General features: G+C 48.1%; 16 protein-coding genes and 3 rRNA genes. 16 read left to right on the top strand and 3 right to left on the bottom strand.

The window, feature by feature from the left end; genetic code table 11:
- Positions 1-83 precede the first annotated feature (83 nt).
- Positions 84-365, top strand: a complete 282-nt coding sequence (locus NST84_RS25840; protein WP_221803530.1) for a hypothetical protein — start codon at positions 84-86, stop codon at positions 363-365.
- 164 nt (positions 366-529) lie between these two features.
- Positions 530-1,615, top strand: coding sequence for an L-dopachrome tautomerase-related protein (locus NST84_RS25835; RefSeq protein WP_342566526.1), 1,086 nt, complete (start codon positions 530-532; stop codon positions 1,613-1,615).
- Between the two features lie 86 nt (positions 1,616-1,701).
- On the opposite strand, the gene NST84_RS25830 is transcribed toward NST84_RS25835, so the two are convergent.
- Positions 1,702-2,253: an XRE family transcriptional regulator gene (locus tag NST84_RS25830; protein ID WP_090718718.1), complete on the bottom strand. Its 552-nt coding sequence runs from the start codon at positions 2,251-2,253 to the stop codon at positions 1,702-1,704.
- 172 nt (positions 2,254-2,425) lie between these two features.
- On the opposite strand from NST84_RS25830, the gene NST84_RS25825 reads away from it, so the two are divergent.
- The 5 genes from NST84_RS25825 (at position 2,426) to rrf (ending at position 10,046) form a co-directional block, all read left to right on the top strand.
- Entirely contained in the window at positions 2,426-3,073 is a 648-nt protein-coding gene (locus NST84_RS25825; RefSeq protein ID WP_342562952.1) for a dienelactone hydrolase family protein, read from the top strand.
- 19 nt (positions 3,074-3,092) lie between these two features.
- Positions 3,093-3,863, top strand: a complete 771-nt coding sequence (locus tag NST84_RS25820; protein WP_342562951.1) for a class III extradiol ring-cleavage dioxygenase — start codon at positions 3,093-3,095, stop codon at positions 3,861-3,863.
- 1,158 nt (positions 3,864-5,021) lie between these two features.
- Positions 5,022-6,560, top strand: a 16S ribosomal RNA gene (locus tag NST84_RS25815).
- A 299-nt stretch (positions 6,561-6,859) separates the two neighbouring features.
- Positions 6,860-9,777: ribosomal RNA gene (locus NST84_RS25810) — 23S ribosomal RNA — on the top strand.
- A 152-nt stretch (positions 9,778-9,929) separates the two neighbouring features.
- Positions 9,930-10,046: ribosomal RNA gene (rrf, locus tag NST84_RS25805) — 5S ribosomal RNA — on the top strand.
- The 16S, 23S and 5S rRNA genes sit together here, the layout of an rRNA operon.
- Positions 10,047-10,220: 174 nt before the next feature.
- Here rrf and NST84_RS25800 read toward each other — a convergent pair.
- The gene (locus tag NST84_RS25800) at positions 10,221-11,957 is read right to left on the bottom strand and encodes a methyl-accepting chemotaxis protein (protein WP_342566525.1); all 1,737 of its coding nucleotides are present in this window, start codon (positions 11,955-11,957) and stop codon (positions 10,221-10,223) included.
- Positions 11,958-12,377: 420 nt separating this feature from the next.
- Between NST84_RS25800 and NST84_RS25795 the strand changes: the two genes are divergently transcribed.
- The 4 genes from NST84_RS25795 to NST84_RS25780 all read left to right on the top strand — a co-directional run bounded on the left by NST84_RS25795 (position 12,378) and on the right by NST84_RS25780 (position 18,813).
- A complete protein-coding gene (locus NST84_RS25795) occupies positions 12,378-13,466 on the top strand; it encodes a hypothetical protein (protein WP_342562950.1) in 1,089 nt (362 codons plus the stop codon).
- 188 nt (positions 13,467-13,654) lie between these two features.
- Positions 13,655-14,956 carry a hypothetical protein gene (locus NST84_RS25790; RefSeq protein WP_342562949.1) on the top strand — a complete coding sequence of 434 codons (1,302 nt, stop codon included), beginning with the start codon at positions 13,655-13,657 and terminating at the stop codon, positions 14,954-14,956.
- Positions 14,940-16,991, top strand: coding sequence for a hypothetical protein (locus tag NST84_RS25785; protein WP_342562948.1), 2,052 nt, complete (start codon positions 14,940-14,942; stop codon positions 16,989-16,991). The genes NST84_RS25790 and NST84_RS25785 overlap by 17 nt, the downstream gene beginning before the upstream one ends.
- Positions 16,975-18,813 (top strand): hypothetical protein, encoded by a 1,839-nt coding sequence (locus tag NST84_RS25780; protein ID WP_342562947.1) that lies wholly within the window; start codon positions 16,975-16,977, stop codon positions 18,811-18,813. Before NST84_RS25785 ends, NST84_RS25780 begins: the two co-directional genes overlap by 17 nt.
- An 81-nt stretch (positions 18,814-18,894) precedes the next feature.
- On the opposite strand, the gene NST84_RS25775 is transcribed toward NST84_RS25780, so the two are convergent.
- Positions 18,895-20,490, bottom strand: a complete 1,596-nt coding sequence (locus NST84_RS25775; RefSeq protein ID WP_342562946.1) for a bifunctional metallophosphatase/5'-nucleotidase — start codon at positions 20,488-20,490, stop codon at positions 18,895-18,897.
- A 209-nt stretch (positions 20,491-20,699) separates the two neighbouring features.
- Between NST84_RS25775 and NST84_RS25770 the strand changes: the two genes are divergently transcribed.
- The 5 genes from NST84_RS25770 (at position 20,700) to NST84_RS25750 (ending at position 24,598) form a co-directional block, all read left to right on the top strand.
- Entirely contained in the window at positions 20,700-21,782 is a 1,083-nt protein-coding gene (locus NST84_RS25770) for a phosphate/phosphite/phosphonate ABC transporter substrate-binding protein (RefSeq protein ID WP_342566524.1), read from the top strand.
- A 102-nt stretch (positions 21,783-21,884) separates the two neighbouring features.
- Entirely contained in the window at positions 21,885-22,670 is a 786-nt protein-coding gene (gene phnC, locus NST84_RS25765; protein ID WP_342562945.1) for a phosphonate ABC transporter ATP-binding protein, read from the top strand.
- Positions 22,660-23,475 carry a phosphonate ABC transporter, permease protein PhnE gene (gene phnE / locus NST84_RS25760; RefSeq protein WP_342562944.1) on the top strand — a complete coding sequence of 272 codons (816 nt, stop codon included), beginning with the start codon at positions 22,660-22,662 and terminating at the stop codon, positions 23,473-23,475. Before phnC ends, phnE (NST84_RS25760) begins: the two co-directional genes overlap by 11 nt.
- Before the next feature lie 15 nt (positions 23,476-23,490).
- Positions 23,491-24,297 (top strand): phosphonate ABC transporter, permease protein PhnE, encoded by an 807-nt coding sequence (gene phnE, locus NST84_RS25755; RefSeq protein ID WP_342562943.1) that lies wholly within the window; start codon positions 23,491-23,493, stop codon positions 24,295-24,297.
- Between the two features lie 94 nt (positions 24,298-24,391).
- Complete coding sequence (locus NST84_RS25750) at positions 24,392-24,598, top strand: response regulator (RefSeq protein ID WP_342562942.1); 207 nt, start codon at positions 24,392-24,394, stop codon at positions 24,596-24,598.

Here is a 24,598-nt window from a genome sequence, read left to right as displayed (position 1 = left end):
TGTAAGAATATAAACATAATCCAAACCGCATACTGATTTGTGTTTTAAGTTATTCATCTTTGCTCACGGAAGGGGGACTCACCTTGCCCAATGGAAAGAAAGTTGATCTAGCCACTGAAAATGCAAAAAAACCGGCAGAAGGTGCACTTAACTCGGGCGGCAATACGCTGGAGCAGCATGCATCTAACGCGGTCTCTGAGGTGCAAACGGCATTAAATCAGGCGATAAGCTCGATAAATGAATCTAATGCGGCAACAAATTCACAAGCTCTGGAGACGGCCCGGCAGCAATTGACCCGGGCAGAGGAATTTTTAGACCAAGCGCAGACTTCAGCAAACGCATTACGTCTGCCGGACCAACAATAAAACGCTGGCAGCTTTTACAGAGAGCCTTCAATTCCACTTTAGCAGTGGTTTTGAAGGCTTTTTCAGGCTGTAAAATTATTTTTTTATCCGGGCAATTGAACCCTGTTCGGTCATATAAATAAGGGATAGCAGTTCGAACAGTTGAGGAGGACTTTAACCAAGTGATGTTACCGGGTGAAAAATATTTTGGTGAATTTGAGTCGGTTTTTTTATTTAACGGGGCCATGCCTACAGGTGTTACTGTTTCTGAGACCGGGCGTATTTTCATTTGCTTTCCAAAGTGGGGAGATGACGTTAAATTTACGGTGGCTGAAATCGTTCAAGGTACATTACAGCCTTACCCTAGCTTAGAAGCCAATGTGGTAAGCCCATCGAACATCACAACGTCATTCATTAGTGTCCAAAGTGTCGTTGCCGATGGAAAGGGTACGCTTTGGGTACTGGATACAGGAGCTCCTAATTTCTCAGAGCCTATCAAAGGAGGGGCGAAGTTAGTCGCTGTAGATTTAAATTCAAACACCATAAGAAGTATATATACATTTACAGAAGATGTTGTATTGCCGACTACCTATCTGAATGATGTCCGATTTGATTTTCGTGTTGGTAAAGCAGGTTATGCATATATCACGGATTCGTCTTCCCGAGGACCTGGAGCCATTATTGTCGTTGATTTAGAAACCGGTTATGCCTGGAGACGGTTAAACGGGGCAAATTCCACTTCGCCCGATCTCTTTTTCATACCAAAAGTTGAAGGTAAGATCCTGATGAATCGAAACAAAGACGGGTCTACTTCACCCTTTAGATTGGCATCCGATGGTATAGCCATTTCTCCGGATGGCAAGATGTTGTATTTCTGCCCGCTCTCCAGCCGTCATCTGTACTCGATTTCAACGGAAGCTTTAAGAGACCGGACCATACCGGATATGACTCTACAGGATTACGTGAAGTATTGGGGAGAAAAAGGCGCTTCAGATGGCATGATCACCGATGCAAAAGGGAACGTGTACGCTGGAGACTATGAAAACAATAGTATCCGAAAGATATTGCCGACTGGAGTAATGGAAACCATCGCACATGATCCGAGAATTTTATGGCCGGATACTTTTTCTATTGGTCCAGATCAATGCTTGTATTTCATCGTGAACCAATTACACCGGCAGTCAAGATTTCACTATGGAAATGACTTGCGGCAGAAGCCTTACAGCTTATTACGTATGAAAATAGCCGAGTCTCCTGCCCCTACCTTCTAGCAATACTGAATGGTATAAAGGATTCTTAGCTGAAAATGATCACAAAAGCCCGTACCCGGCCTAATGGCTCGTGTACGGGCTTTGTCTTAGATTAAGTCTTGTGCGTTCTCATTCTCGGTATAGATGGAGATCAGCACGATGGCTGTGTCTTCTCCAATATTTTTTACCAGATGGGGGGTGCAGGCATTCCAGCTAAAGGAATCACCTTCCGTAAACTCGGCTCCATCCTCTCCTTGCTCTGCATATATCCTCCCTTTAATGACTACATGCACTTCCTGCCCTTCGTGCGCATGCGGCGCCTCGCCGGTCATGGCACCGGGAGGGATCTCTACAATGCTCATACGTACGTTCTTCGTAGAGCTCAAGTGTTCCACTTTCAGGTTTTCCGGTCCGCTGGTGGTAATGGTCCGTTCGTCCTTACGAACAATGTGCATTCGTTCTTCTTTCTTTAGAAGCAAATAGGCCAGCGGGACTTTTAGCGCCTGGGCTATATTTTCCAATGTAGAAATAGATGGCGAGGTTTTATTCGTTTCAACCTGGCTCATAAAGCCTTGGGATAGGCCGGTCAATTCGCATATTTGGGCAATCGTTATATTTTTACGCTTCCGGATTGCCCGGATCGTCGAGCCAATATCCATCTGATCACACCCTTGGGATATTTGTAATACAAAACTTAAATTTATATTATCAATTTTCGGGTTGACAAGTCAATGTGAGACGCGTTAAATTACTCATATAGAAAATATATTTTTATTACTAATATTTTTATAAGCAAAGCAGTAGATAACGAACAGCAAGGAGGGGTCAAGGATGAATACCGCATATCCATATGACGTTCACTTACCGGTTAATCTGGAGCAAGACAAGAAGTATCCGGTGATTTTTACGCTTCACGGCAAAGGTTCGAATGAACGCAATATGTATGGTCTGGTTGCTCCGCTGGCTGATGACTTCATCATTATAGGCATTCGCGGCAATCTGCCGCTCGGTAACGGATACCAGTATTACGATCTGAAAAGCCTGGGTAACCCGATCCGGGAGATGTTCGACCAGGCGGTAAAAGAGCTTGAATCGTTCATTCATTATGCTACAGAGAAGTATCCGGTTGATCCGGATAAACGTTATTTGCTCGGCTTCAGCCAGGGGGCGATCCTGTCCATGACACTTGCCCTTACGATGGGATCACAATTAAAGGGGATAGTAGCGCTTAACGGATATATTCCTGATTTTGTGAAAACAGAGTACTCCCTTCGCAGCATTAAGGACGTCTCTATATTTGCCTCGCACGGGGAATATGATTCTGTATTTCCGGTCCGCATCGGGCACGAGACAGCTGCCTATCTGCAAGAACAAACGGAGCGCGTGACTTTCAAAGTGTATCCGACTGATCATGGCGTATCTGAAGAGAACCAAATTGATTTGTTAGAGTGGCTTAAGAAAGATGTCAACTCAATCTAAATAAGGAGTGGAACAAAAGATGATACCTTCCTATTTCTTTGCACACGGTGCACCCTCAATCGTGCTTGAGGATAATGACTATACGAAGCTGCTGAAGCAGTTTAAAGACAATACGCCAAAGCCGAAAGCGATTGTTCTTTTCTCCGCGCACTGGGAAGAAGCAGTCCAGACGGTTGGCGCTGCTAAGGCGTATGAAACGATTTATGATTTTGGCGGATTCCAGGACGAGCTGTACCAGATGACTTATCCGGCGCAGAGTGACCTGGTACTTGCGGATCAAATCCAGAATTTGTTTACCAAGTATGGTGTTGAGAACACCCGGAATGAGACAAGAGGCTTGGATCACGGGGCATGGGCGATTCTAAAATTGCTCTATCCGGATGCAGATATCCCGGTCGTAGCGCTATCCGTGAACCGTCATTTGTCTAATGAACAGCAGTATGAGATCGGCAAGACACTGGCTGAGCTTCGTGAGCAGGATGTGCTCATTATCGGAAGCGGAGGAACCGTGCATAATTTAAGGGGATTGAACTGGTCGTCCGAGGGGATTGACGGGTGGGCTGAACAGTTTGACAACTGGATTCAGCGTAAGCTGGAGACATGGGATACCGAAGCATTGTTTCAATATCGCGAGCTTGCCCCCTATGCGCGGGAAGCCGTTCCTACAAACGAGCATTTCATCCCGCTGCTGCTGGCCATGGGCACTGGTGATGCTAGCCGCAAGGCCAAACTTCTTCACCGGAGCTATCAGTATGGGAACCTCAGCTTGAGTTGCTGGCAATTTAATTAAAAGACCAAAGGGCAGTGGAGATGGGTAAATCTTCGCTGCCCTTTGGTTTTGCTTCGAAATTCCTGTTATTTCGGCGTTCGGGCCGGACAAATAGATACGGAAAAATGAAACTAAAAAGTAGTCTGCGGAGCAGCGACTTAGTCACTGAATACTCCTCAGACTTCTTTTACATATTGGACTGATTTTGTCTATATTTGTGAGGCGTTATTCCTGTCAAAGCTTTGAACATCAGGTAGAAATGAGTTGGTGTTTCGTATCCGCATTGTTCTGAAATATCAGCGATCTTGTGATCTGAGCGGATCAGGAGCTCCTTGGCACGGATAATCCGTTTGGCGTTCACATATTGGGTAACATTCATAGTGGTCAATTGGCGAAAAACGCGTGAGAATTGAGGTGCGGATACATTTGCGCATTTTCTGAGAGCCTGGCAAGGGAAGCTTCTCGTTCGGGATGCTCATCAATGTCACGCAGCACCTGCTTCACCAGGTGGGGCCTACGCCGGTTTCGATCGGGGCATTGCGTTTGCGGATAGACTGGACATGCCGGTTAATTGGCAGTAAAAGCTGACATGAGAGAGGCTTAACGGTTCATGGTAGCCCAACCTTTGTTCTTCCAGCTCCTGATGGATTTGGCCGAGCGCCATTTCTGTAACAGATCTCAGAGGTTCCTGCAGCTCAATCTGGTATATCCCTTTTTATTTCATTCATTTAATCCTGTAACTCTACCTGTTTCAATATTGCCTAAATGATTCATAGATTATCATTAAAAAAAGTCTTGCATATCCTTTCGAAAGTATGGTATATTATTAATCCGGCCAAGAAATGCTGAAAAGCATCGACGCCAAGCTCGGAAAAAGAAATTAAAAAAAGCTTGCATCGAACGGCTGGACGTGATATAGTATAAGAGTTGCTGACGACGAGAACATTGAAGTCAACAACGAGCTTGATCTTTGAAAACTGAACAACGAGTGAGTATCGGAAATCACTTCGGTGAGATCCAAAAGTGATGATTTTCACAGCGTCTTGTACGCTTTAGAAATTCATCTTGAGAATGTAAATTCTCGTCAGATGTTTCAAAATGAGCAATCGCTCTTTTTCGATAGTTTTCGGATGGTTATTTCCTCGAGTCATTCGGGTGAAGTAGCTGCTCGGAAAAACCTTATTGGAGAGTTTGATCCTGGCTCAGGACGAACGCTGGCGGCGTGCCTAATACATGCAAGTCGAGCGGAGCTTATCCTTCGGGGTAAGCTTAGCGGCGGACGGGTGAGTAACACGTAGGCAACCTGCCCCTTAGTCTGGGATAACTACCGGAAACGGTAGCTAATACCGGATATTTCTCTTTTCGCATGAGGAGAGAATGAAAGGCGGAGCAATCTGCTGGTAAGGGATGGGCCTGCGGCGCATTAGCTAGTTGGTGGGGTAACGGCTCACCAAGGCGACGATGCGTAGCCGGCCTGAGAGGGTGAACGGCCACACTGGGACTGAGACACGGCCCAGACTCCTACGGGAGGCAGCAGTAGGGAATCTTCCGCAATGGGCGAGAAAGCCTGACGGAGCAACGCCGCGTGAGTGATGAAGGTTTTCGGATCGTAAAGCTCTGTTGCCAGGGAAGAACGTCCGGTAGAGTAACTGCTACCGGAGTGACGGTACCTGGAGAAGAAAGCCCCGGCTAACTACGTGCCAGCAGCCGCGGTAATACGTAGGGGGCAAGCGTTGTCCGGAATTATTGGGCGTAAAGCGCGCGCGAGGCGGCTATTTAAGTCTGGTGTTTAAACCTTGGGCTCAACCTGAGGTCGCACTGGAAACTGGGTGGCTTACAGAAGAGGAAAGTGGAATTCCACGTGTAGCGGTGAAATGCGTAGAGATGTGGAGGAACACCAGTGGCGAAGGCGACTTTCTGTGTAACTGACGCTGAGGCGCGAAAGCGTGGTGGAGCAAACAGGATTAGATACCCTGGTAGTCCACGCCGTAAACGATGAGTGCTAGGTGTTAGGGGTTTCGATACCCTTGGTGCCGAAGTTAACACAGTAAGCACTCCGCCTGGGGAGTACGGTCGCAAGACTGAAACTCAGGAATTGACGGGGACCCGCACAAGCAGTGGAGTATGTGGTTTAATTCGAAGCAACGCGAAGAACCTTACCGGTCTTGACATCCCGATGAAAGCATTAGAGATAGTGCCCCTCTTCGGAGCATCGGAGACAGGTGGTGCATGGTTGTCGTCAGCTCGTGTCGTGAGATGTTGGGTTAAGTCCCGCAACGAGCGCAACCCTTGACTTTAGTTGCCAGCAGGTTAAACTGGAGCTCTAGAGTGACTGCCGGTGACAAACCGGAGGAAGGTGGGGATGACGTCAAATCATCATGCCCCTTATGACCTGGGCTACACACGTACTACAATGGCCAGTACAACGGGAAGCGAAGCCGCGAGGTGGAGCCAATCCCAGCAAAGCTGGTCTCAGTTCGGATTGCAGGCTGCAACTCGCCTGCATGAAGTCGGAATTGCTAGTAATCGCGGATCAGCATGCCGCGGTGAATACGTTCCCCGGGTCTTGTACACACCGCCCGTCACACCACGAGAGTTTACAACACCCGAAGTCGGTGGGGTAACCGCAGGGAGCCAGCCGCCGAAGGTGGGGTAGATGATTGGGGTGAAGTCGTAACAGGTAGCCGTATCGGAAGGTGCGGCTGGATCACCCTCCTTTCTATGGAGAATCGTCATCTGCAATGATGACATTCAAATCGGAAGCTAAGCTTCCAAAACTCAGAGTTTAGGCCTGTTACTCACTCGTTGGTCAGTTTTGAGAGTTTAAGCTCTCAGCAGTACCTTGATCCTTGAAAAACTGGATACCGAAACGAATTTGCGTTTTAGAACATCTTTTAGCTGAAACTTGTGTAAGCAAGTTGAAATAGTTATTAGTTGATACGAATTTTTTTCTGTGAAGGAAATGAAGATCTTGAATTCATTCAATGGTCCGATATTTCTCCTCCGGAGAAAATCGAGGTTAAGCTAATAAGAGCACACGGAGGATGCCTAGGCGCCAGGAGCCACGAAGGACGTGGCGAACAACGAAACTGCCCTCGGGGAGCTGTAAAGCAAGCTTTTGATCCGGGGTGTCCGAATGGGAAACCCAGCTGTGGTAATTCGCAGGTTACTCACATCTGAATACATAGGATGTGCAGAGGCAGACCAGGGGAACTGAAACATCTAGTACCCTGAGGAAGAGAAACAATAGTGATTCCGTCAGTAGCGGCGAGCGAACGCGGAACAGCCTAAACCAAGGAGCTTGCTCCTTGGGGTTGTGGGACGTCTCACATGGAGTTACAAAGGAATATGGTAGGCGAAGAGGTCTGGAAAGGCCCGCGATAGAGGTAAAAGCCCTGTAGCCTAAACTGTGTTCTCTCAGGGCGATCCCGAGTAGTGCGGGGCACGTGAAACCCCGTATGAATCCGGCAGGACCATCTGTCAAGGCTAAATACTACCTGGCGACCGATAGTGAAACAGTACCGTGAGGGAAAGGTGAAAAGCACCCCGGAAGGGGGAGAATAGAACCTGAAACCGTGTGCTTACAAAAAGTCAGAGCCCGATCTATGGGTGATGGCGTGCCTTTTGTAGAATGAACCGGCGAGTTACATGTTTAACATGCAAGGTTAAGGTGAGAAGCCGGAGCCGCAGCGAAAGCGAGTCTGAATAGGGCGATTTAGTATGTGGACGTAGACCCGAAACCGTGTGATCTACCCCTGTCCAGGGTGAAGGTGCGGTAACACGCACTGAGGGCCCGAACCCACGTACGTTGAAAAGTGCGGGGATGAGGTGGGGGTAGCGGAGAAATTCAATCGAACTCGGAGATAGCTGGTTCTCCCCGAAATAGCTTTAGGGCTAGCCTCGGTGAATGGAGTGATGGAGATAGAGCACTGATTGGGTGGCGGGGCCCGCAAGGGTTACCAAGCTCAGTCAAACTCCGAATGCCATTATCTTCTTGCCGGGAGTCAGACAGTGAGTGCTAAGATCCATTGTCAAAAGGGAAACAGCCCAGACCATCAGCTAAGGTCCCCAAGTGTGTGTTAAGTGGGAAAGGATGTGGAGTTGCACAGACAACCAGGATGTTGGCTAGAAGCAGCCACCATTTAAAAGAGTGCGTAATAGCTCACTGGTCGAGTGACTCTGCGCCGAAAATGTAACGGGGCTAAACACACCACCGAAGCTATGGCTTGATGCTTTGCATCAGGGGGTAGGGGAGCGTTGTATGTGGGTTGAAGGTACCGTAAGGAGCGCTGGACAGCATACAAGTGAGAATGCCGGTATGAGTAACGAAAAGATCAGTGAGAATCTGATCCGCCGAAAGCCCAAGGTTTCCTTGAGGAAGGCTCGTCCGCTCCAGGGTAAAGTCGGGACCTAAGGCGAGGCCGACAGGCGTAGTCGAAGGACAACAGTTTGAAATTACTGTACCACCGTAATCCGCTATGAGCGATGGGGTGACGCAGGAGGGTAGTGACGCGGACTGATGGATGTCCGTCTAAGCAGTGAGGCTGATGTGTAGGCAAATCCGCACATCGTTAAGGCTGGGCTGTGATGGGGGTGACGAAAATTATAGTAGCGAAGGTCAGTGATCTCACACTGCCAAGAAAAGCCTCTAGCCAGGAGAAGGTGCCCGTACCGCAAACCGACACAGGTAGGCGAGAAGAGAATTCTAAGGCGCGCGGAAGAACTCTCGTTAAGGAACTCGGCAAAAATGACCCCGTAACTTCGGGAGAAGGGGTGCCTCGGTAGGGTGAATAGCCCGAGGGGGCCGCAGTGAAAAGGCCCAAGCGACTGTTTAGCAAAAACACAGGTCTGTGCGAAGCCGCAAGGCGAAGTTACGGGCTGACACCCGGTGCTGGAAGGTTAAGGGGAGTGGTTAGGGGCAACCGGAAGATGAACCAAGCCCCAGTAAACGGCGGCCGTAACTATAACGGTCCTAAGGTAGCGAAATTCCTTGTCAGGTAAATTCTGACCCGCACGAATGGCGTAACGACTTGGGCGCTGTCTCAACGAGATCCGGTGATTAATACCTGTGAAGATGCAGGTTACCCGCGACAAGACGGAAAGCCCCATGGAGCTTTACTGCAGCTTGATATTGAATTTGGGTACGATCTGTACAGGATAGGTGGGAGCCGTAGAAACAGGAGCGCAAGCTTCTGTGGAGGCGCCGTTGGGATCACCCTGATCGTATCTAGGTTCTAACCTGGTACCCCCTAAACGGGTACGGACCGTCGTCAGGCGGGCAGTTTGACTCAGGGCGGTCGCCTCTAAAGAGTAACGGAGGCGTTCAAAGGTTCCCTCAGAATGGTTGGAAATCATTCGAAGAGTGCAAAGGCATAAGGGAGCTTGACTGCGAGACCTACAAGTCGAGCAGGGACGAAAGTCGGACTTAGTGATCCGGTGGTACCGCATGGAAGGGCCATCGCTCAACGGATAAAAGCTACCCTGGGGATAACAGGCTTATCTCCCCCCAAGAGTCCACATCGACGGGGAGGTTTGGCACCTCGATGTCGGCTCATCGCATCCTGGGGCTGAAGAGGTCCCAAGGGGTTGGGCTGTTTACGCTCCATTAAAGCGGTACGCGAGCTGGGTTCAGAACGTCGTGAGACAGTTCGGTCCCTATCTGTCGTGGGCGCAGGAAATTTGAGAGGAGCTGTCCTTAGTACGAGAGGACCGGGATGGACGTACCGCTGGTGCACCAGTTGTTCCGCCAGGAGCATGGCTGGGTAGCTACGTACGGACGGGATAAGCGCTGAAAAGCATCTAAGCGTGAAGCCCCCCTCAAGATAAGATTTCCCAGTATGTAAGACCCTTGAAGACGACGAGGTAGATAGGTTGGAGGTGGAAGTGCAGCAATGCATGGAGCTGACCAATACTAATCGGTCGAGGGCTTATCCAATATCTACAAACGCAGATTTGTTTCGGATTCAGTTTTCAGGAATCAAGTTCCTGAACAACCTTAAGCTTGGTCCTCTGCAGGACGATTAGTTTTTTGAAGGTTGGTTATTTTTCCTGAAGGTTTTCAGGGAGTGACACGACCGGAAAAACCTGTTTGGTGGCGATAGCGGAGGGGTTCCACGCGTACCCATCCCGAACACGACCGTTAAGCCCTCCAGCGCCGATGGTACTTGGACCGAAGGGTCCTGGGAGAGTAGGACGCCGCCAAGCACAAACAAAGCATCCCTTAAAGGGGTGCTTTTTGTTTTGCTTTGAAGTTTTGCTTTGTTCAGAAGGTTTGCTTAAAAGTAAACCTTCTGCATCAGGCAACACAAAACCGGGGATTTCTCCCCGGCTCAGCTGGCATACCTTGCGATATAATTCCGCTAACTTACTGCGAATGATTTATACTTTGAATTTATTGATCTCTTTCTGAAGCTCTTCTGCCATCTTGGAAAGAGCGCTTGCTGATGAAGCAATTTCTTCCATGGAAGCCAGCTGTTCTTCAGCGGCAGCAGATACATTATGAACCCCGCCTGATGATTCTTCTGCAATACTGGAGATCTCACTCATATACCGGACTGCTTCATCTGTGCTGGCTGACATTTCTTCCGAGCCTGCAGAAACTTCCTGAATTTCACCCGCGACCTTGCTCACTGCCTCCGAGATTTGCCCAAATGTCTGTCCCGCTGCAGTCACGATCTCAATTCCGGCTTCTGTTTCACTGCTGTTCACTTTTACAGCCTCAATAGCATGGTTCGTATCGTTTTGAATGAGCTGTACCAGATCGCTAATCTTCTGTGCAGAGATAGATGATTCCTCGGCAAGCTTGCGTACTTCTCCGGCCACAACGGCGAATCCCCGGCCATGCTCACCCGCACGTGCAGCCTCGATAGCTGCGTTCAATGCAAGCAGGTTAGTCTGGCGGGCAATATTATTGATTACCCCGGTAATACTGCCAATCTCTGCAGAGCGCTCTCCCAGCCCGGTAACGAGCTCTGTCAGTGATGCAATGGAAGTACGGATGGAACTCATTTGTTCTACTGCCTGATGGACAATTCTGTTTCCTTCAGCCGACTGGTTGGCAGCATCTACTGCAGATACGGAAACGCTCTGGGCAAGCTGAGCAATCTGTTCTGAACCCAGCGACATTTCGTTCATGGATTGAGAAGAACGTTTTACTATGTTTACCTGCTCCGTGGTCCCCGCCGCCAGCAGCTCAACGGTTTCTGAGATTTGCTCAGATGCCTTTGCATTCTGCTCTGCGCTCGCCAGCAGCTCTTCCGAAGAGGCGGCTACCTGCTCGGAGGTCATGGAAACCGAATGGATCATCGTGCGCAGGTTGCTTGTCATGGTATTGAAGGAAGCAGCCAATGTGCCGAGCTCGTCCTTATTTTTAAGCGTAATGGTTTCGCCGGTCAGATCACCGTTTGCAATAAGCATTGCCGAGGCATTCATTTTTTTAATAGGCTTTGAGATAATACTTGCAATGAAGAAGGCAATAAATAAGGCGATCAGGAAGGAAATAATCGTTACCGCCAAAATAATAATAAATGCACGGTTTGCTTTTGATATTGAATCATATGTAGCCTGTCCTGATAATTCATTGGTTAATGTAATCAGTTGGGCGATTGTATCATTAGCTGTAGACCATAAGGGGTAAGCCTCTCCATGCAGCCTGCTAGCCTCCTCATAATCGTTAGCCAGGCCTCGTTCGACAAATGCAGGCAGTTTCTCTAAATAAGCATCGTAGTTCGTGCTAAATTTAGTATACAGTTTCATTGTATCGTCACGGCCCTCAGCAAAAGCAAGTAACTCTTTGCGCTCATCTTCTATCTTGACCTGGAGCTGATCCAAAGAATCATCAAATTTCTTAATTTCACCCTGTTTTGTCTCAACGATGACTGCAAGAGCCAGCCGCTCTATATCTGAGATATCACCGTTCATCATGCCAAGTAAACTTACACTCGGCATCGACTCTTGATCAATTGATTCGGCAGTTTCAGCCATCTCATTAATCTGGGTTAAGGCAAAAATGCTTACAAAGGCAAGCAATGCAGCCACAACCAGAAATCCAGCCAACAATTTCATCCGAATCGTAAGCCTCAATCGTTCTAATACAGTTCCCCTTTTGTTATTCATCTTCCCACTCCTCAACTTGTTGCAAAATATATACGTCTGTATGTATATCGACACATCTTCCATTGAATTGTAGCTATACAATTTTGATTATTAAAAAAATTCTGGAGCAGCGGGGTCTGCAAGCTCAAATTTTAGAAAAGTAGGTTCTTTTCTCTATTTATGGCTTAATTTCAACAGGTTACTATTTTCTTTAGGCACGACAATTAACACCTGCATGCACCTTAGAAGGAGGAGTGAAGGTTCCTTTATTAGCTGTTACAGTGCCCATGCCGATACGGTATGGGCTTATACAATTGAATCCTATACAAGCCGGATGAATGGTGATTGTACATAGGATGACGAATAATGGGAAATAGAGGTAAACTAAACGGGGAGCAGTTAATGTGGTATTGATATTATAATTTTAAGGAGATCAATCAAATGGCTAACTTATTTCATTTTGCAACGAAGGAATTAGCACAGGATGCCTTTCTGTGCTGGGTTTTCCGGCATGCGGACATTGAGGCTGAATCATCTGTCAGAACGATTTCAAGAAAGCTGTTGGACCAAATCATACAAAACTACAGAGAATTGAATAAGAATGATTTCGCCGCTGAATCATGGGACAGCTATACGCTTACTATCCAACAGCAGATCAAGGATATCGATATTTTACTTACTTTTACATCTAAAATAACCGGCGGGCAGTTTCAAGTATTAATTGAGGATAAAACCTGGGGGGAAGAGAACCGGTTTGAACAGCTTGAGTACTATCTGGCAAAGCTTAAGGATATGGATCCCGAAATGAAAGTAATCCCCGTATTTTTCAAAACAGGATATGTTTCGGACAAGAAACTTAACGAGCTACGTAACCGTAAAATTGTCACTGTTGTTCATCGGGATATTTGCACTCTTATGAAGGATCATATTGATCCGCAGAATCAGATATTAATTTCATGGTGGGAATATTTTCAGGAAACATTCTATTTGCCCATTCAGGAGGCGTTTGATGTTCCTCTACAAAACGTTTTAGGATCGATTGCACAGTGGAGATCAAACCGGCTTGCCAAAGAAATTTTATTTGACCGGATCACTGACTATATTTTTGGCGGCCCAATAACAGGGTATCTAACACAGCGGAATGTCGAGAACAAAAAGGCAGGCATCCTGTACGAATACATCCTCTATTTACCTGAATGGCGCAAACCGGAAAGAGAATTTGATATTGGCATTTATTTTTCATGGTTCGATAACTTTTCACTAGAGATAAAAACGATACCATCCCCCTATCTGGTGGAAAAGAAAATGCCGGATATCCGTTTGTCCAGTTATAGAAATGCTCAAACGAACGTTAAACAGAAATTAGTTCTTCCCGAAAATTGGTCGTTAAGTCATACTTATCTTCAAATAGCTAAACTGAAGAAGAGAGATATATCTTCATTGTCTTTAAAGGAGCTAAAGTTTAAAGTCCTGTCTGATCTATCACTAGTCACAGAGAAAATAAACCATGCCTTAGCTTCAGAAATCTAGGATTTTACTTATAGAGCATCAATGGATAGGCCTGACTCAAAATATCTGAGGAAGGCCTATTATCATATATCCGGGTTTATATAGTCGAAGCTATCTATGGAGAAAAGAACATACATTCCCTGGCAAATAAGTGACTGACTGCTATGATTTAATATATACAAGTAGAAACCAACAAAAGGAGATCCACTATGGCCACAGAAGCTCAAGAAAACGTTGAAGAAACTATTGATTCAGAGATTTGGCTGGAAATGATCTATAAGCTGCTGAGTGAAAATGAAGTGCGCCGGATGGCTGCAATCGTTCAGCCGCCAATACAAGGCTTCAAAAATCCGGTAAAGGCCCCGCCAGCCATGCTGCGCAAAAAAACAGTGGAGAAAATAAAGAAATTCACCAATCCGGTTTCCTGGATGGAGAAATGGTATGACCCCAATGTAATGAAGGTAAAGGAAGCGAAAATAGATTTTGAAGAATTTTGTCATACATACAGGATCGGGGATACCGTTTCTCCCGCAGAAGCTGTTGCAGTAACCGGCATATTATTCCCGGCGCTCTTTAATGAGAATGTGGTTAAAATGCAGCAGAACATAGAAGAAAAGAAGCATCCTCTGGAAGAGCTGGGGACAAAAAAGCTGGCCTTTAAAAGGCAGCTGCAAATAAAAGCCCTGGCCTGGGAAGATCCTCCGGCAACAGATGCCGTCCGTTTTCTTATGGAAGAAGCGCTGGATCTGAATCCGGAAATAGAGGGCAGTTTGAAGGACTGGCTCCAGGAAAAGGGCTCAGTGGAGAGCGGCGAAATTGCCTCGCTAGCATCTACTAAAATGGGCGAGATCAGCAAATGGACGGAGGGTGAAAAGGCTGCCTTTTTTCAGATGGCTTTTCATGACAGCCAGAAGGCAGTCTGGAAAATAATGACCGACCTGCTGAAGGAAAAGGGTGATCTGGAAAGGGAAGACAAGGCCAAGGAGCGCAAGCTTAAAAGGCTGGAAAAGCTGAACACGGACAGAGAAGAAGCTGAAGCTGTATTCAAAAAGGTGATTTCCGGGCTTGAGAGCAAGCTGACGGCTGCTGAAGCTGAACTGGAAAAGACGCGCACGTCAATGCAGGCGGAAAAGGATTCACTCATGCAGCAGCAAATCTCCTTAACACAGGCTGCCGCTGCCCGGGGAGCAGATGAATACCGGCTTGTTAAAGAGTCGGATTTTGTACTGATTACCCGTTCTGACCGGGAGGACTACGCTAACCTGCTCCCTGCAGAGCAGATTATTACGATCCGGGATACGCAGGATTTGCTGGAGCATCAACTGGAATCCGGCATTAAATATATATTTGTTCATTCCGACAGCTTTTCGTCAAAAGAGCAATTTTACCTGGATGAGCTTATTGAAGCTTATGAGCGTCCATTTAAATCGGTAAGCGGCGGCGTAAGCGCGGTAACAAGACAAATCATCTATTATTTCGAAGGAGCAATGATAAATGAAATTAACACGTGAGCTTACAAGTGACATTGATGCACGCTTGAAGAAGGCGGTTTTTGTCGGAAGATTAACAACAGAAGAAGAACTGGCTTATTCCATGCTGGAGCCGGTTAAGGTGGATAGTTATGATTTTATTACTTTTCATCTTAAATGCCTGTCGGATCTTCCGGATGAGATTGCCCAATACTTTGCCTACCAGAACAAAATCTTCCGCGGCAGCACCCGAAGCCCCAACAATCTGCAGAAAATAAAGTCTCAGCTCGTCCACAATTTCAGCAATTTGAATCCGGAGGACCAGAGGAAAAGGCTGCAGCAAAGCCTGGAGAACAAGCTGGTGCTTTTCTCGCTGTCTTCAAGCAGTACGAACCTGTTTCTGGATATTCTGAAGGTTGAAGAGGCTGATGAGCAGGCAGCAGATGAAAAATATGAAATCATCCCGGGCCCCTTATTAGGAGTGAATGAAAGAGGCGGAGACTTTGAAGAGCGTCTGAAGCAAGGAAGACCTTTTGTATTGCCGCACCACCCTGATCTTTTACGAGGCCCCTCCTTCCTTTATCTCGACAAGGTGCTGTACAGCAATCTGAAACTTAGAACATCGGGCAATCCTACTACATACTATTTGCAAAATCCGGATGAGGTCCGCTGCCTGGAGGTCTCCCATGAGTTCTTTAATAACGTGCTGATCAGACAGGCAGATCAGGCATACATAGTGACCTCCGGATATCTTGCCGGTCTGCAGAGAGAAATGAAGGCTAATAGTTTCTCCCTGCATGAGGCTAAGGACAAGCGGCTTGAGCGGAAGAAAAAACAACTGCTGACAGGCACAATTGAGACGATGAATATAGAGCATGCTCCGGTAGTGAATGAACCTGCTGACGAGCCGGCTCATGTACTGGCCCATGATGCGGTACAGCAGTTAACGGCAGTGCGGGAAGTCAGTGAAGCTGAATTTTTAGATCACTTGGCAGATAACGCAATCTCCGAGGGGCTCTATTTTGACCAGGCGGACCTTACAAATTTACATTTGAGCTTAAAAACAAACATGCTGACGATTATCGGCGGAATGTCCGGCACTGGAAAATCACAGCTGGCGTTGTTGTATGGGGAGACGCTTGGTCTGGAGTACGGTAAGAATCTGAAAATGCTGCCGATTTCGCCCTCTTATCATGAGCCCGGGGATATATTGGGGTTCTTGAATCCGACCACAGGTGAATACCTGGAGAGTGAAACGGGGCTTGTCAGCCTGCTGATAGAAGCAGAGGCTAATCCTGAGCAAATGTATATGTTTATTTTTGACGAGATGAATCTGGCGCAGGTTGAGCACTGGTTCAGCCCGTTTATCTCATTACTCGAATTAGAAGCAAGCAAACGCCTGCTTCGTTTGTATCATTCGCAGAAGCAGTGTACTAATGCTTATCCGCCTGAAGTCAAGATCGCCGATAATGTCATCTTTGTGGGTACGGTGAATTTTGATGAGACGACCAAAGCGTTTTCTCACCGGCTGCTCGACCGGGCCAATATCATTACACCGCGGAAACTAAGCTTCAGAGAGGTGCACAGCATGCAGCAGGATCAAACCGCCGGTCCATATACGGCAGCTCCTGTTTCCAGAACGGTGTTCAGGGAGGGATGGATGAGGAGCCTTGACGGAAACATCTCTGACTTGACGGATGATGAGATCTCACTAATGGACGAAATTCATGAAACGATGCAGCAGGCTGACAGCCAGCTGGGAATATCCTTCAGGGTAGTCTGTGCCATTGCCCATTACATCAGTAATGTTCCTGTTTTGGCTGACGGCTCGTTAGCAATAAGTAGGGAGACGGCTTTGGATATCCAGTTTAAGCAGCGGGTCTTATCCAAGATTTCCGGAATGGAAGCAACAATCGGCAGACTGGTCGGGGAATTTCATGGCGATGTTTACCAGGAAGGCGAACTGGTTCGTATTCTTCAAGCGGTGTCCAGCCAGAAAAGCTCGACATTTGAGCATTCGCTTCAAATGTTGAAGAAAAAAGCGAAAGAGCTGACTGTACATGGTTATGCCAACTGATTTGCCGTTTCTTCTGACTTTATGGGAAGGGGAAGGTGCATCCGTCAAACAGATTCCCCTGGATAATCTTATGCTGCAGCCGGCAGACATTAGCCCTGTTGGGGTTACGGAAAATCTGCAGCTAAGTGTGGAGCTGACGAATGGCCGGGAAGATGATGAAGTTATTCTTCTGTGGGATCAATTAGTCGAACGAAATGAAACTGCGGCGGAACAACCGGTTATTTTGTCCAGGGAGCATAACAGGCATCTGTTGAACCGGAGTACTGAGGAATATCCCTGGCGTTGCGGATTATATCAGTACCGGGTTATCCATCAGGGACTTACGTATTATGGAACCTTCGAGGTCCGGCCCAGAAACGTTGATGAAGCACAGCTGATCTCGATGCATGATACGTTGAACCAGACACTGGAAGGCCTGATCCAGGACTATCTTAAGATGAAACGGGCTGTCGCAGATACAGAAGTGCTGAAGCAATATGCGTCATGGAGATATTTTACCTGGTATGAGGGGGTCAAGAAGCAGCTGCTTCAGGCTCTGAAGGTTATTGAACTGAATCATGAAGCGGAACTGAAACAAATCTATCTGGTCGAGTCGGCCCAGCGCAGGCAAACGTTAAAGAGTGTCCGCTGGGGCGCGGCAGGTCATGGAGCAAAATATGAGGGCGTTAAGACCTTAAACCGGCGTATGGAGCTGCATGCGGATTCGGAATCTAACCGTCTGATTAAATACTGGGTGCGGTCGATCCTGGCTACGATGGGACAAGTCATCACTGCGCTGCATGCAGACTACCATCTCCTTTCCTTACAGCATGACCGGCTGGAGAATATCATTGAGCAGGAGGAAAGAAGCCTCCAGGAGCTGAGACAGCGTAAAGTGGTAGCGAGGAATCATCTGGATCAAACCGCTAATACGCTTTACGGAAAAAAACAGAATCTGGCCTTACTAGCCAAGCAGCTGAGTGAGTTGCAAAAGTTTGAAGAGAAGTGCCAGTATAATTACAGTACATTACGAAAAACGGTTCAATCGGTATTTTGGCGGGGAATCCAGGATCAGGCACCCCGCCGGCTGCTGCTGGGCCATCATCATGCTTATGGTGTTATTTATGAAATCTGGAAGGGTTCCGCTTCATGGAATAAGTCAGACGGGCGTCAGGGCAAAGAGGTGCTCGTTCCCGTTGTTAAACCTACATCCCTGCTTTACGAATATTATGTGCTTTTTAAGACGATCGAAAGCTTTGGTTATCTTGGATATGAGCCTTATCATGATACGATCACTGAGCAGTTACAGCAAAACTATTATATGGGCGGCCTGCAGGAGGGGACAGCAGTGAGGCTGAAAAAAGGCAGCAGTCTCATCGTCATTACGTATGACCAGCAGGTAGAAAATGTTGACCAGATGGCCTTAACGAAACAGACCCATTTCTTTAGTCCGGATACCAGACGCAAACCGGATATCCGCATTGATTTATTTGCAGATCATCATTCAGCAACCAATGAAACACGTTTTGTGTCTTCTATGATCCTGGAGGTAAAGTATCGTCCTGTCCGGAATATTTATGCAGATCAGGGTTATACCGATACTATGCAGCAGATGTCGGGATACTTTATGTTCAGATATGTAAGCATGGAGCAGGGCAGAAAAAGATACGAACGGACCCCTGTGCATAATGTCCTTTGTATCTATCCTGGAGATGAGCAGCATGAGCCGATGATGGAAACCGGCTGCGGAACGTTTCTGCAGCTATATCCGGGAGAGCATAGCAATACGGTTGGATTGGATTTGTTAGTTTATACTTTCCGGAACTGGATAGCTGCAAAATAAGAAAAAAACGATCTGGACACTTATTGGGTGCTTAGATCGTTTTTTGTTTGATGGGTTACATTAGTAACATCGTCTTCTTTATCAATTACTCGTTACCCCGCCAATAACCCGCCAGTTGTGGTTAACCCCGGCTGTGATCCGGCCCCGTCCGCTGATATAATCGGCAATCAGCTCGACCATATCAACCGGAATGTCCTTAACGACAGGCTTGCCCTGGAACATTGCAAAGTTGCCGCCACCGGCTGCGCGGTAGTTGTTCATGACGACATCATATTCCGTGTCTGCACCAAGCGGCTGGCCGTTCCGCTGCAGCATTGTTACCCGCTGGCCGGCCGGTTTAGAGATGTCGAGCTCATATTCAATCCCTTCCCACATGTCATAGTTAAAATGCTGCGGCTTGGGTGACAGGAAGGCCGGGTTTACGGTGATCTGGCCCTCTGCGTTTAATGTGAAATATTCTGCCGATTGTTCGAGTGCAGCTCTAATATCTGCCCCCGAAACCCGGAGCACCTTCAGGGTGTTGGGATAAATATAGTTTGAAACGATCTCGCGCATCGTAATGACCTCACCGAAGCCGGGAGATACATTGTCGAACAGGGCCGCAGCTGACAGTTCCGCGCCGGAGCTGTCCAGCTGTACGCGGTGAATAAACTCAATCAGCGGGTGCTCCTGCAGCCGGGCAGCGGCATGGGAGCGAATCGTCATATCCCCGTCCACAAAGCCAAACGGCTGATCAAGCCAGGTTTGGGTCAGCTCCTCGATTTCGCCCACAAGCTGCTGGATAGTCTGATCCGGCTCATACTCCGCAGTGGAGATTAACTCCGACTTGCTGCGGGTCACACGCCAGCCCTCCGGATGCCGCTCCAGCTGCAGTGTGATTTTTCCTAAATATCTGCCTTCATTTCCTGGCTGCACTACACATACCCCGTTGATACTGCAGTTCTCTATGGCCCGGTGCTGATGGCCTGTAAGCAGGACATCTATGCCCTCCACTTGCTCACAGAGTGCGTAGCCAACGTTCTCCCCGGTTAAGGGCTCAGTCGGCAGACCGGTTTCAGGATCACGCTCAAAGCCTCCGTGGTAAGACACTACGATCACATCCGCCTTTCCCACAGTCTTCATGACGGGAATCCATATCTGCGCCGTACTCACAGGATCTTCAAAATGCAGCCCGTCGATATGCTGCGGCTGCTCCCAGACCGGGATATAGGAGGTTGTCAGCCCCAGGACGCCGACCCGTATACCATTTTCCAATTCAAATATACGATAAGGTGCGCCGAACGCCGGCTGGCCGGTAGATGCATCCAACGTATTGGCGGACAACCAAGGGAAGTCCGAAGCTTCTACGGCATTCCGCAGATAAGGCAGTCCGTAATTGAACTCGTGATTGCCCAGAACGGCAGCGTCATAACGCAGCTCATTCAGGCAGGCGATCACCGGATTCGGCAGCAGGCTGTTCACCTTGGCATGGTAGTACGTTAGAGGAGTACCCTGCAGACAATCCCCGTTATCGATAAGCAGGGTATGCGGATAAGTGCGGCGGATCTCCTTGATAATCCTTGCTGTACGTGCCAGTCCATACGGTACTCCACAGCGGGTAGCATAGCTGCCCGGCAGTATAAATCCGTGCAGATCACTGGTTTCCATAAGAACCACTTCACATTGCTCAGAAGACATTTTTACGCTCCTTTACCGCTTTTCTAGAAAGATTGGACTATTCTATCACACAAATTTACGAATCTGCTAGACCCTGAGAGTTTTATCAATGCGATTACATTTCTATGTGAGCTATTTAACAATTGGATTATATAGTGATTAAGCACTCAAAAAAATACAGTCTTTTTCCAAGACGAAAAAAAGTGGAGGTTCTCTAAGTGAAAAAAAGAATGAAGCACTTGTTTGCAGGGGTACTGGCAATCGGACTGCTGGCAGGATGCAGCGCAAATAACAATTCGGCTAATAACGGAAATGTGAACAACTCGGCAGCAGCAAATAGCGCAGCGGCAACAGAACAGCCTGCTGCTAGCACAGCCATTGATGTTTTGAAAGTAAGCTTTGTCCCTTCCAAAGATCCGGATCAAATCATAACAGCTACTGAACCGTTGAAAGAGCTGCTGAAGAAACAGCTGGATACCAAAGGTTTCGCAGTGGGCGATGTACAAATTGATGTAGGAACAACGTATGAAGCAGTGGGAGAAGCACTCAGTGCAGGAACAACAGATGTTGGTCTGATTCCAGGCGGTACATACACACTGTACGATGACGGGGCAGAAGTTCTCCTGACATCCACACGCAAAGCGCTGTCTAATGATTCCGACAATCCGAAGGACTGGAATGATAACAAGCCGACTACAGGCATTGATACAGAGCAGGCTTCCTACTACCGCTCACTGCTCATCGCAGGTCCTTCCGCTAAAGGACAAGAGCTGGCTGCAAAAGTGAACAACGGCGAAGAGCTGACTTGGGAAGATCTGAACAGCGCTACATGGGCTGTAATGTCTACTTCATCCTCTGCCGGCTACATCTATCCGACACTGTGGCTGCAGGAGAAATACGGCAAGAGCCTGACTGACCTGGCTAAGGTAACACAGTCCGATTCGTACGGAAGCTCCTTTGCCCGCCTTGCTGCCGGACAGGCTGACATTGTTGTCGCATTTGCCGATGCACGCCGTGACAATGAAGAAAAATGGACAACCGAGTACGGCGGCACTGGCCCGATCTGGGATCAGACCAACGTTATCGGCGTAACACAGCCGATTTACAATGACACTGTCAGCGTAAGCAAAAACTCGCCGATCATGAATGACGAGCTGAAAAAAGCACTGCAGGAATCGTTCATGGAAATTGCTGAAACCCCTGAAGGCAAAGAAGTTATCGCGATCTACTCTCATGAAGGTTACAAGATTGCCCAGTCTTCCGACTATGACGGTGAACGTCAGGCACAGGAACTGATCCGGAGCATGAAATAACAGTTTCACAATAGGCGTGAACATCTGAATGAGAACATCATGATTTCATGATGCTCTCATTTTTGTTGCTTTTCAAAAATTCACTAAAGGATTGAATGCCCCATGATTCAGTTTGTCGATGTAACCAAAACCTATACGAATGGAACTACGGCCCTTAATAACGTTAATCTGACAATCGAGCAGGGGGAATTTGTAGCGGTTATCGGCCTGTCAGGTGCCGGCAAATCTACCTTGATCCGCTGCATTAATCGTATACATGATATCTCAAGCGGCAAAATCATCGTTGATAAGGTCGATGTAGCGGGTCTCAGAGGACAGCATATCCGTAAATTCCGCCGCCGGATCGGGATGATTTTTCAGTCGTTTAATCTCGTTACCCGTACAAGCGTGATCAACAATGTCCTGGTATCCTTCGTGCCGGAGCTTCCAATGTGGCGGAAGGTGACGGGGATTTTCCGGAAGGAGCACAAGATCAAAGCGCTGCAGGCGCTGGAAAAGGTCGGTATTCTGGACAAAGCGTTCGTCCGGGTGGACCAGCTGTCCGGCGGGCAGCAGCAGCGTGTCGCCCTGGCACGTACCCTCGCCCAGAGTCCGGACATTATTCTGGCGGACGAGCCGATTGCATCTCTCGATCCGGTTACGGCGCGCGTGGTAATGGATGACTTCAAAAAGATCAATAAAGAAATGAATATCTCCGTGATTATGAATATACACCACGTGGAGATTGCCCTTGAATATGCGGACCGGATTATCGGCATCCGCAAGGGGGAGGTTGTCTTTGACGGCTTGACCTCAAAGGTAACCCAGGAGATTCTGCAGGATATTTACGGCGGAAAATGGGAAGCGGAGAAAGCAGCGATAGAGGAGCAGTCGGCCTATGTACGATAAACTGTTTCCCCCGAAAAAAATCGTGCTCCCTTCCGGCCAAGTTGTTCTGCAGAAACGGTCGCGTACACCGCTGATTATCCTCATTCTGGTGGCGTGTACATTGTTGTCCGCGGATTTTACAGGCTTCAGCTTCAAGGTGCTGTTTACACGGATGAACCAGTTTTTTACGATCGTGCTGGCAATGATTCCGCCGGACTGGGGTAGCCTGTCTAATATCTGGTCCCCGCTGCTGGATACAATCAAAATGTCACTGTTGGGCTCCATCATCGGTGCAGTCATTGCATTGCCCGTGGCGGTGGCGGCTTCTGCAAATATCATCCAGTCGAAGATTATAATCTTCATCAGTAAGGTGGTACTCAGCCTGCTCCGTACCCTGCCGACACTGGTATCTGCGTTAATCGCTACCTTTGTGTTTGGCCTGGGGACAATGGCGGGCACGGTTGCGATCATGCTGTTTACCATTTCCTATGTCGGCAAGCTGCTGTACGAGCAGATTGAGAATGTGGATATGGGACCTTTTGAAGCGATGGAGTCCATCGGGATGACCCGGCTGCAGGCCTTCCGGTTTGCCGTTATGCCGCAGGTGCTTCCCGGTTACATCTCAACTTCCCTGTATTGTTTTGAGGGAAATGTGCGTTATGCGGCCATTCTGGGCTTTGTCGGGGCCGGAGGGATCGGGCTGATTTTGAACGAAGGGATCGGCTGGCGTGATTATTCTGCAGTCGGGATGATCATTCTGGTGCTGATTATAACGGTAGTCCTGATCGAAAGTGTCAGTGAGCATTTCCGTAAGAAGCTTATTTAAGGAGACGTTGCAGGAATGAATACCATAGAAAAGCAGCTTGCAGCTGCTCCCCGTAATCAGCGGTATCTGTGGACGATTGCAGCCATTGTCGCTGCGTTGTTCGTATGGTCACTGACCGCGGTTAATTTGAATCAAATCGAACAAAGCGGTCTGCGGATTGCCAAAAATATCGTATATGGGCTTACCCATCCGGATACGGAGCTGCTGTTCAATGTGACAAAGCAGAGTGTGCTGTACCTGCTGCTTGAGACGGTAGCGATTGCTTTTCTCGGGACGATTGTAGGCGCAGTACTGGCAGTACCGCTGGCCTTTCTCGCAGCCTCCAATATTGTACCGAAGCCGGTATCCTGGGTTACAAGACTTGTGCTGATCGTCATCCGCACTGTACCGGCACTGGTGTACGGACTCATGTTCATCCGGGTTACCGGTCCGGGGGCGTTCGCCGGGGTACTGACTGTCGGCCTAACCTCCATCGGAATGCTGGCCAAGCTGTATGTCGATGCGATCGAGGAGCTGGATACGCGTGTCCTGGAGTCGATGACCTCTGTGGGCTGTACCACCTTTGAGAAAATCCGCTTCGGCATCGTGCCGCAGCTCCTGTCCGTGTTCATGTCGGTCATGATCTACCGCTTTGACATGAATATGCGTGAAGCTTCGATTCTGGGGATGGTTAGCGCCGGAGGCATCGGGGCACCGCTGATCTTCGCGATGCGCAGCTACAAATGGGATCAGGTCGGTTCGATCCTCATCGGACTGGTTGTCTTTATTCTTATCATTGAATACTTCTCGAACCGGGTGCGTGCGAAGCTGGTTAAGGGATAATGCATTTACAATCATTAAGAATGGCCCTGATGATCAAGAGAACCTTGATGCTTCGGGGCTTTTTTGTCGCGGTTATACTATCCTATTCATTGGCATGTTAATATTAGCGACTCAGCGCATCCTGCGCGAGCATCCTGAAATCAGGATCGTGCTGCTGACGACATTCGATGTTGAGGCTTATGTTATTGAAGGCATACGTGCAGGCGCTGCAGGCTATTTGTTGAAAGACACGGATATGCAGGAAATCCTCGACGGAATCAGCCAGATAAAACAAAGCCCGGCGCTAATCCGCCGGGCTTAG

This window comes from Paenibacillus sp. FSL R7-0345 (assembly GCF_038595055.1).
GTDB lineage: Bacteria > Bacillota > Bacilli > Paenibacillales > Paenibacillaceae > Paenibacillus_AQ.
Note: the sequence above shows the minus strand (reverse complement) of the source record. Positions and strands in the feature narration are given on the sequence as shown.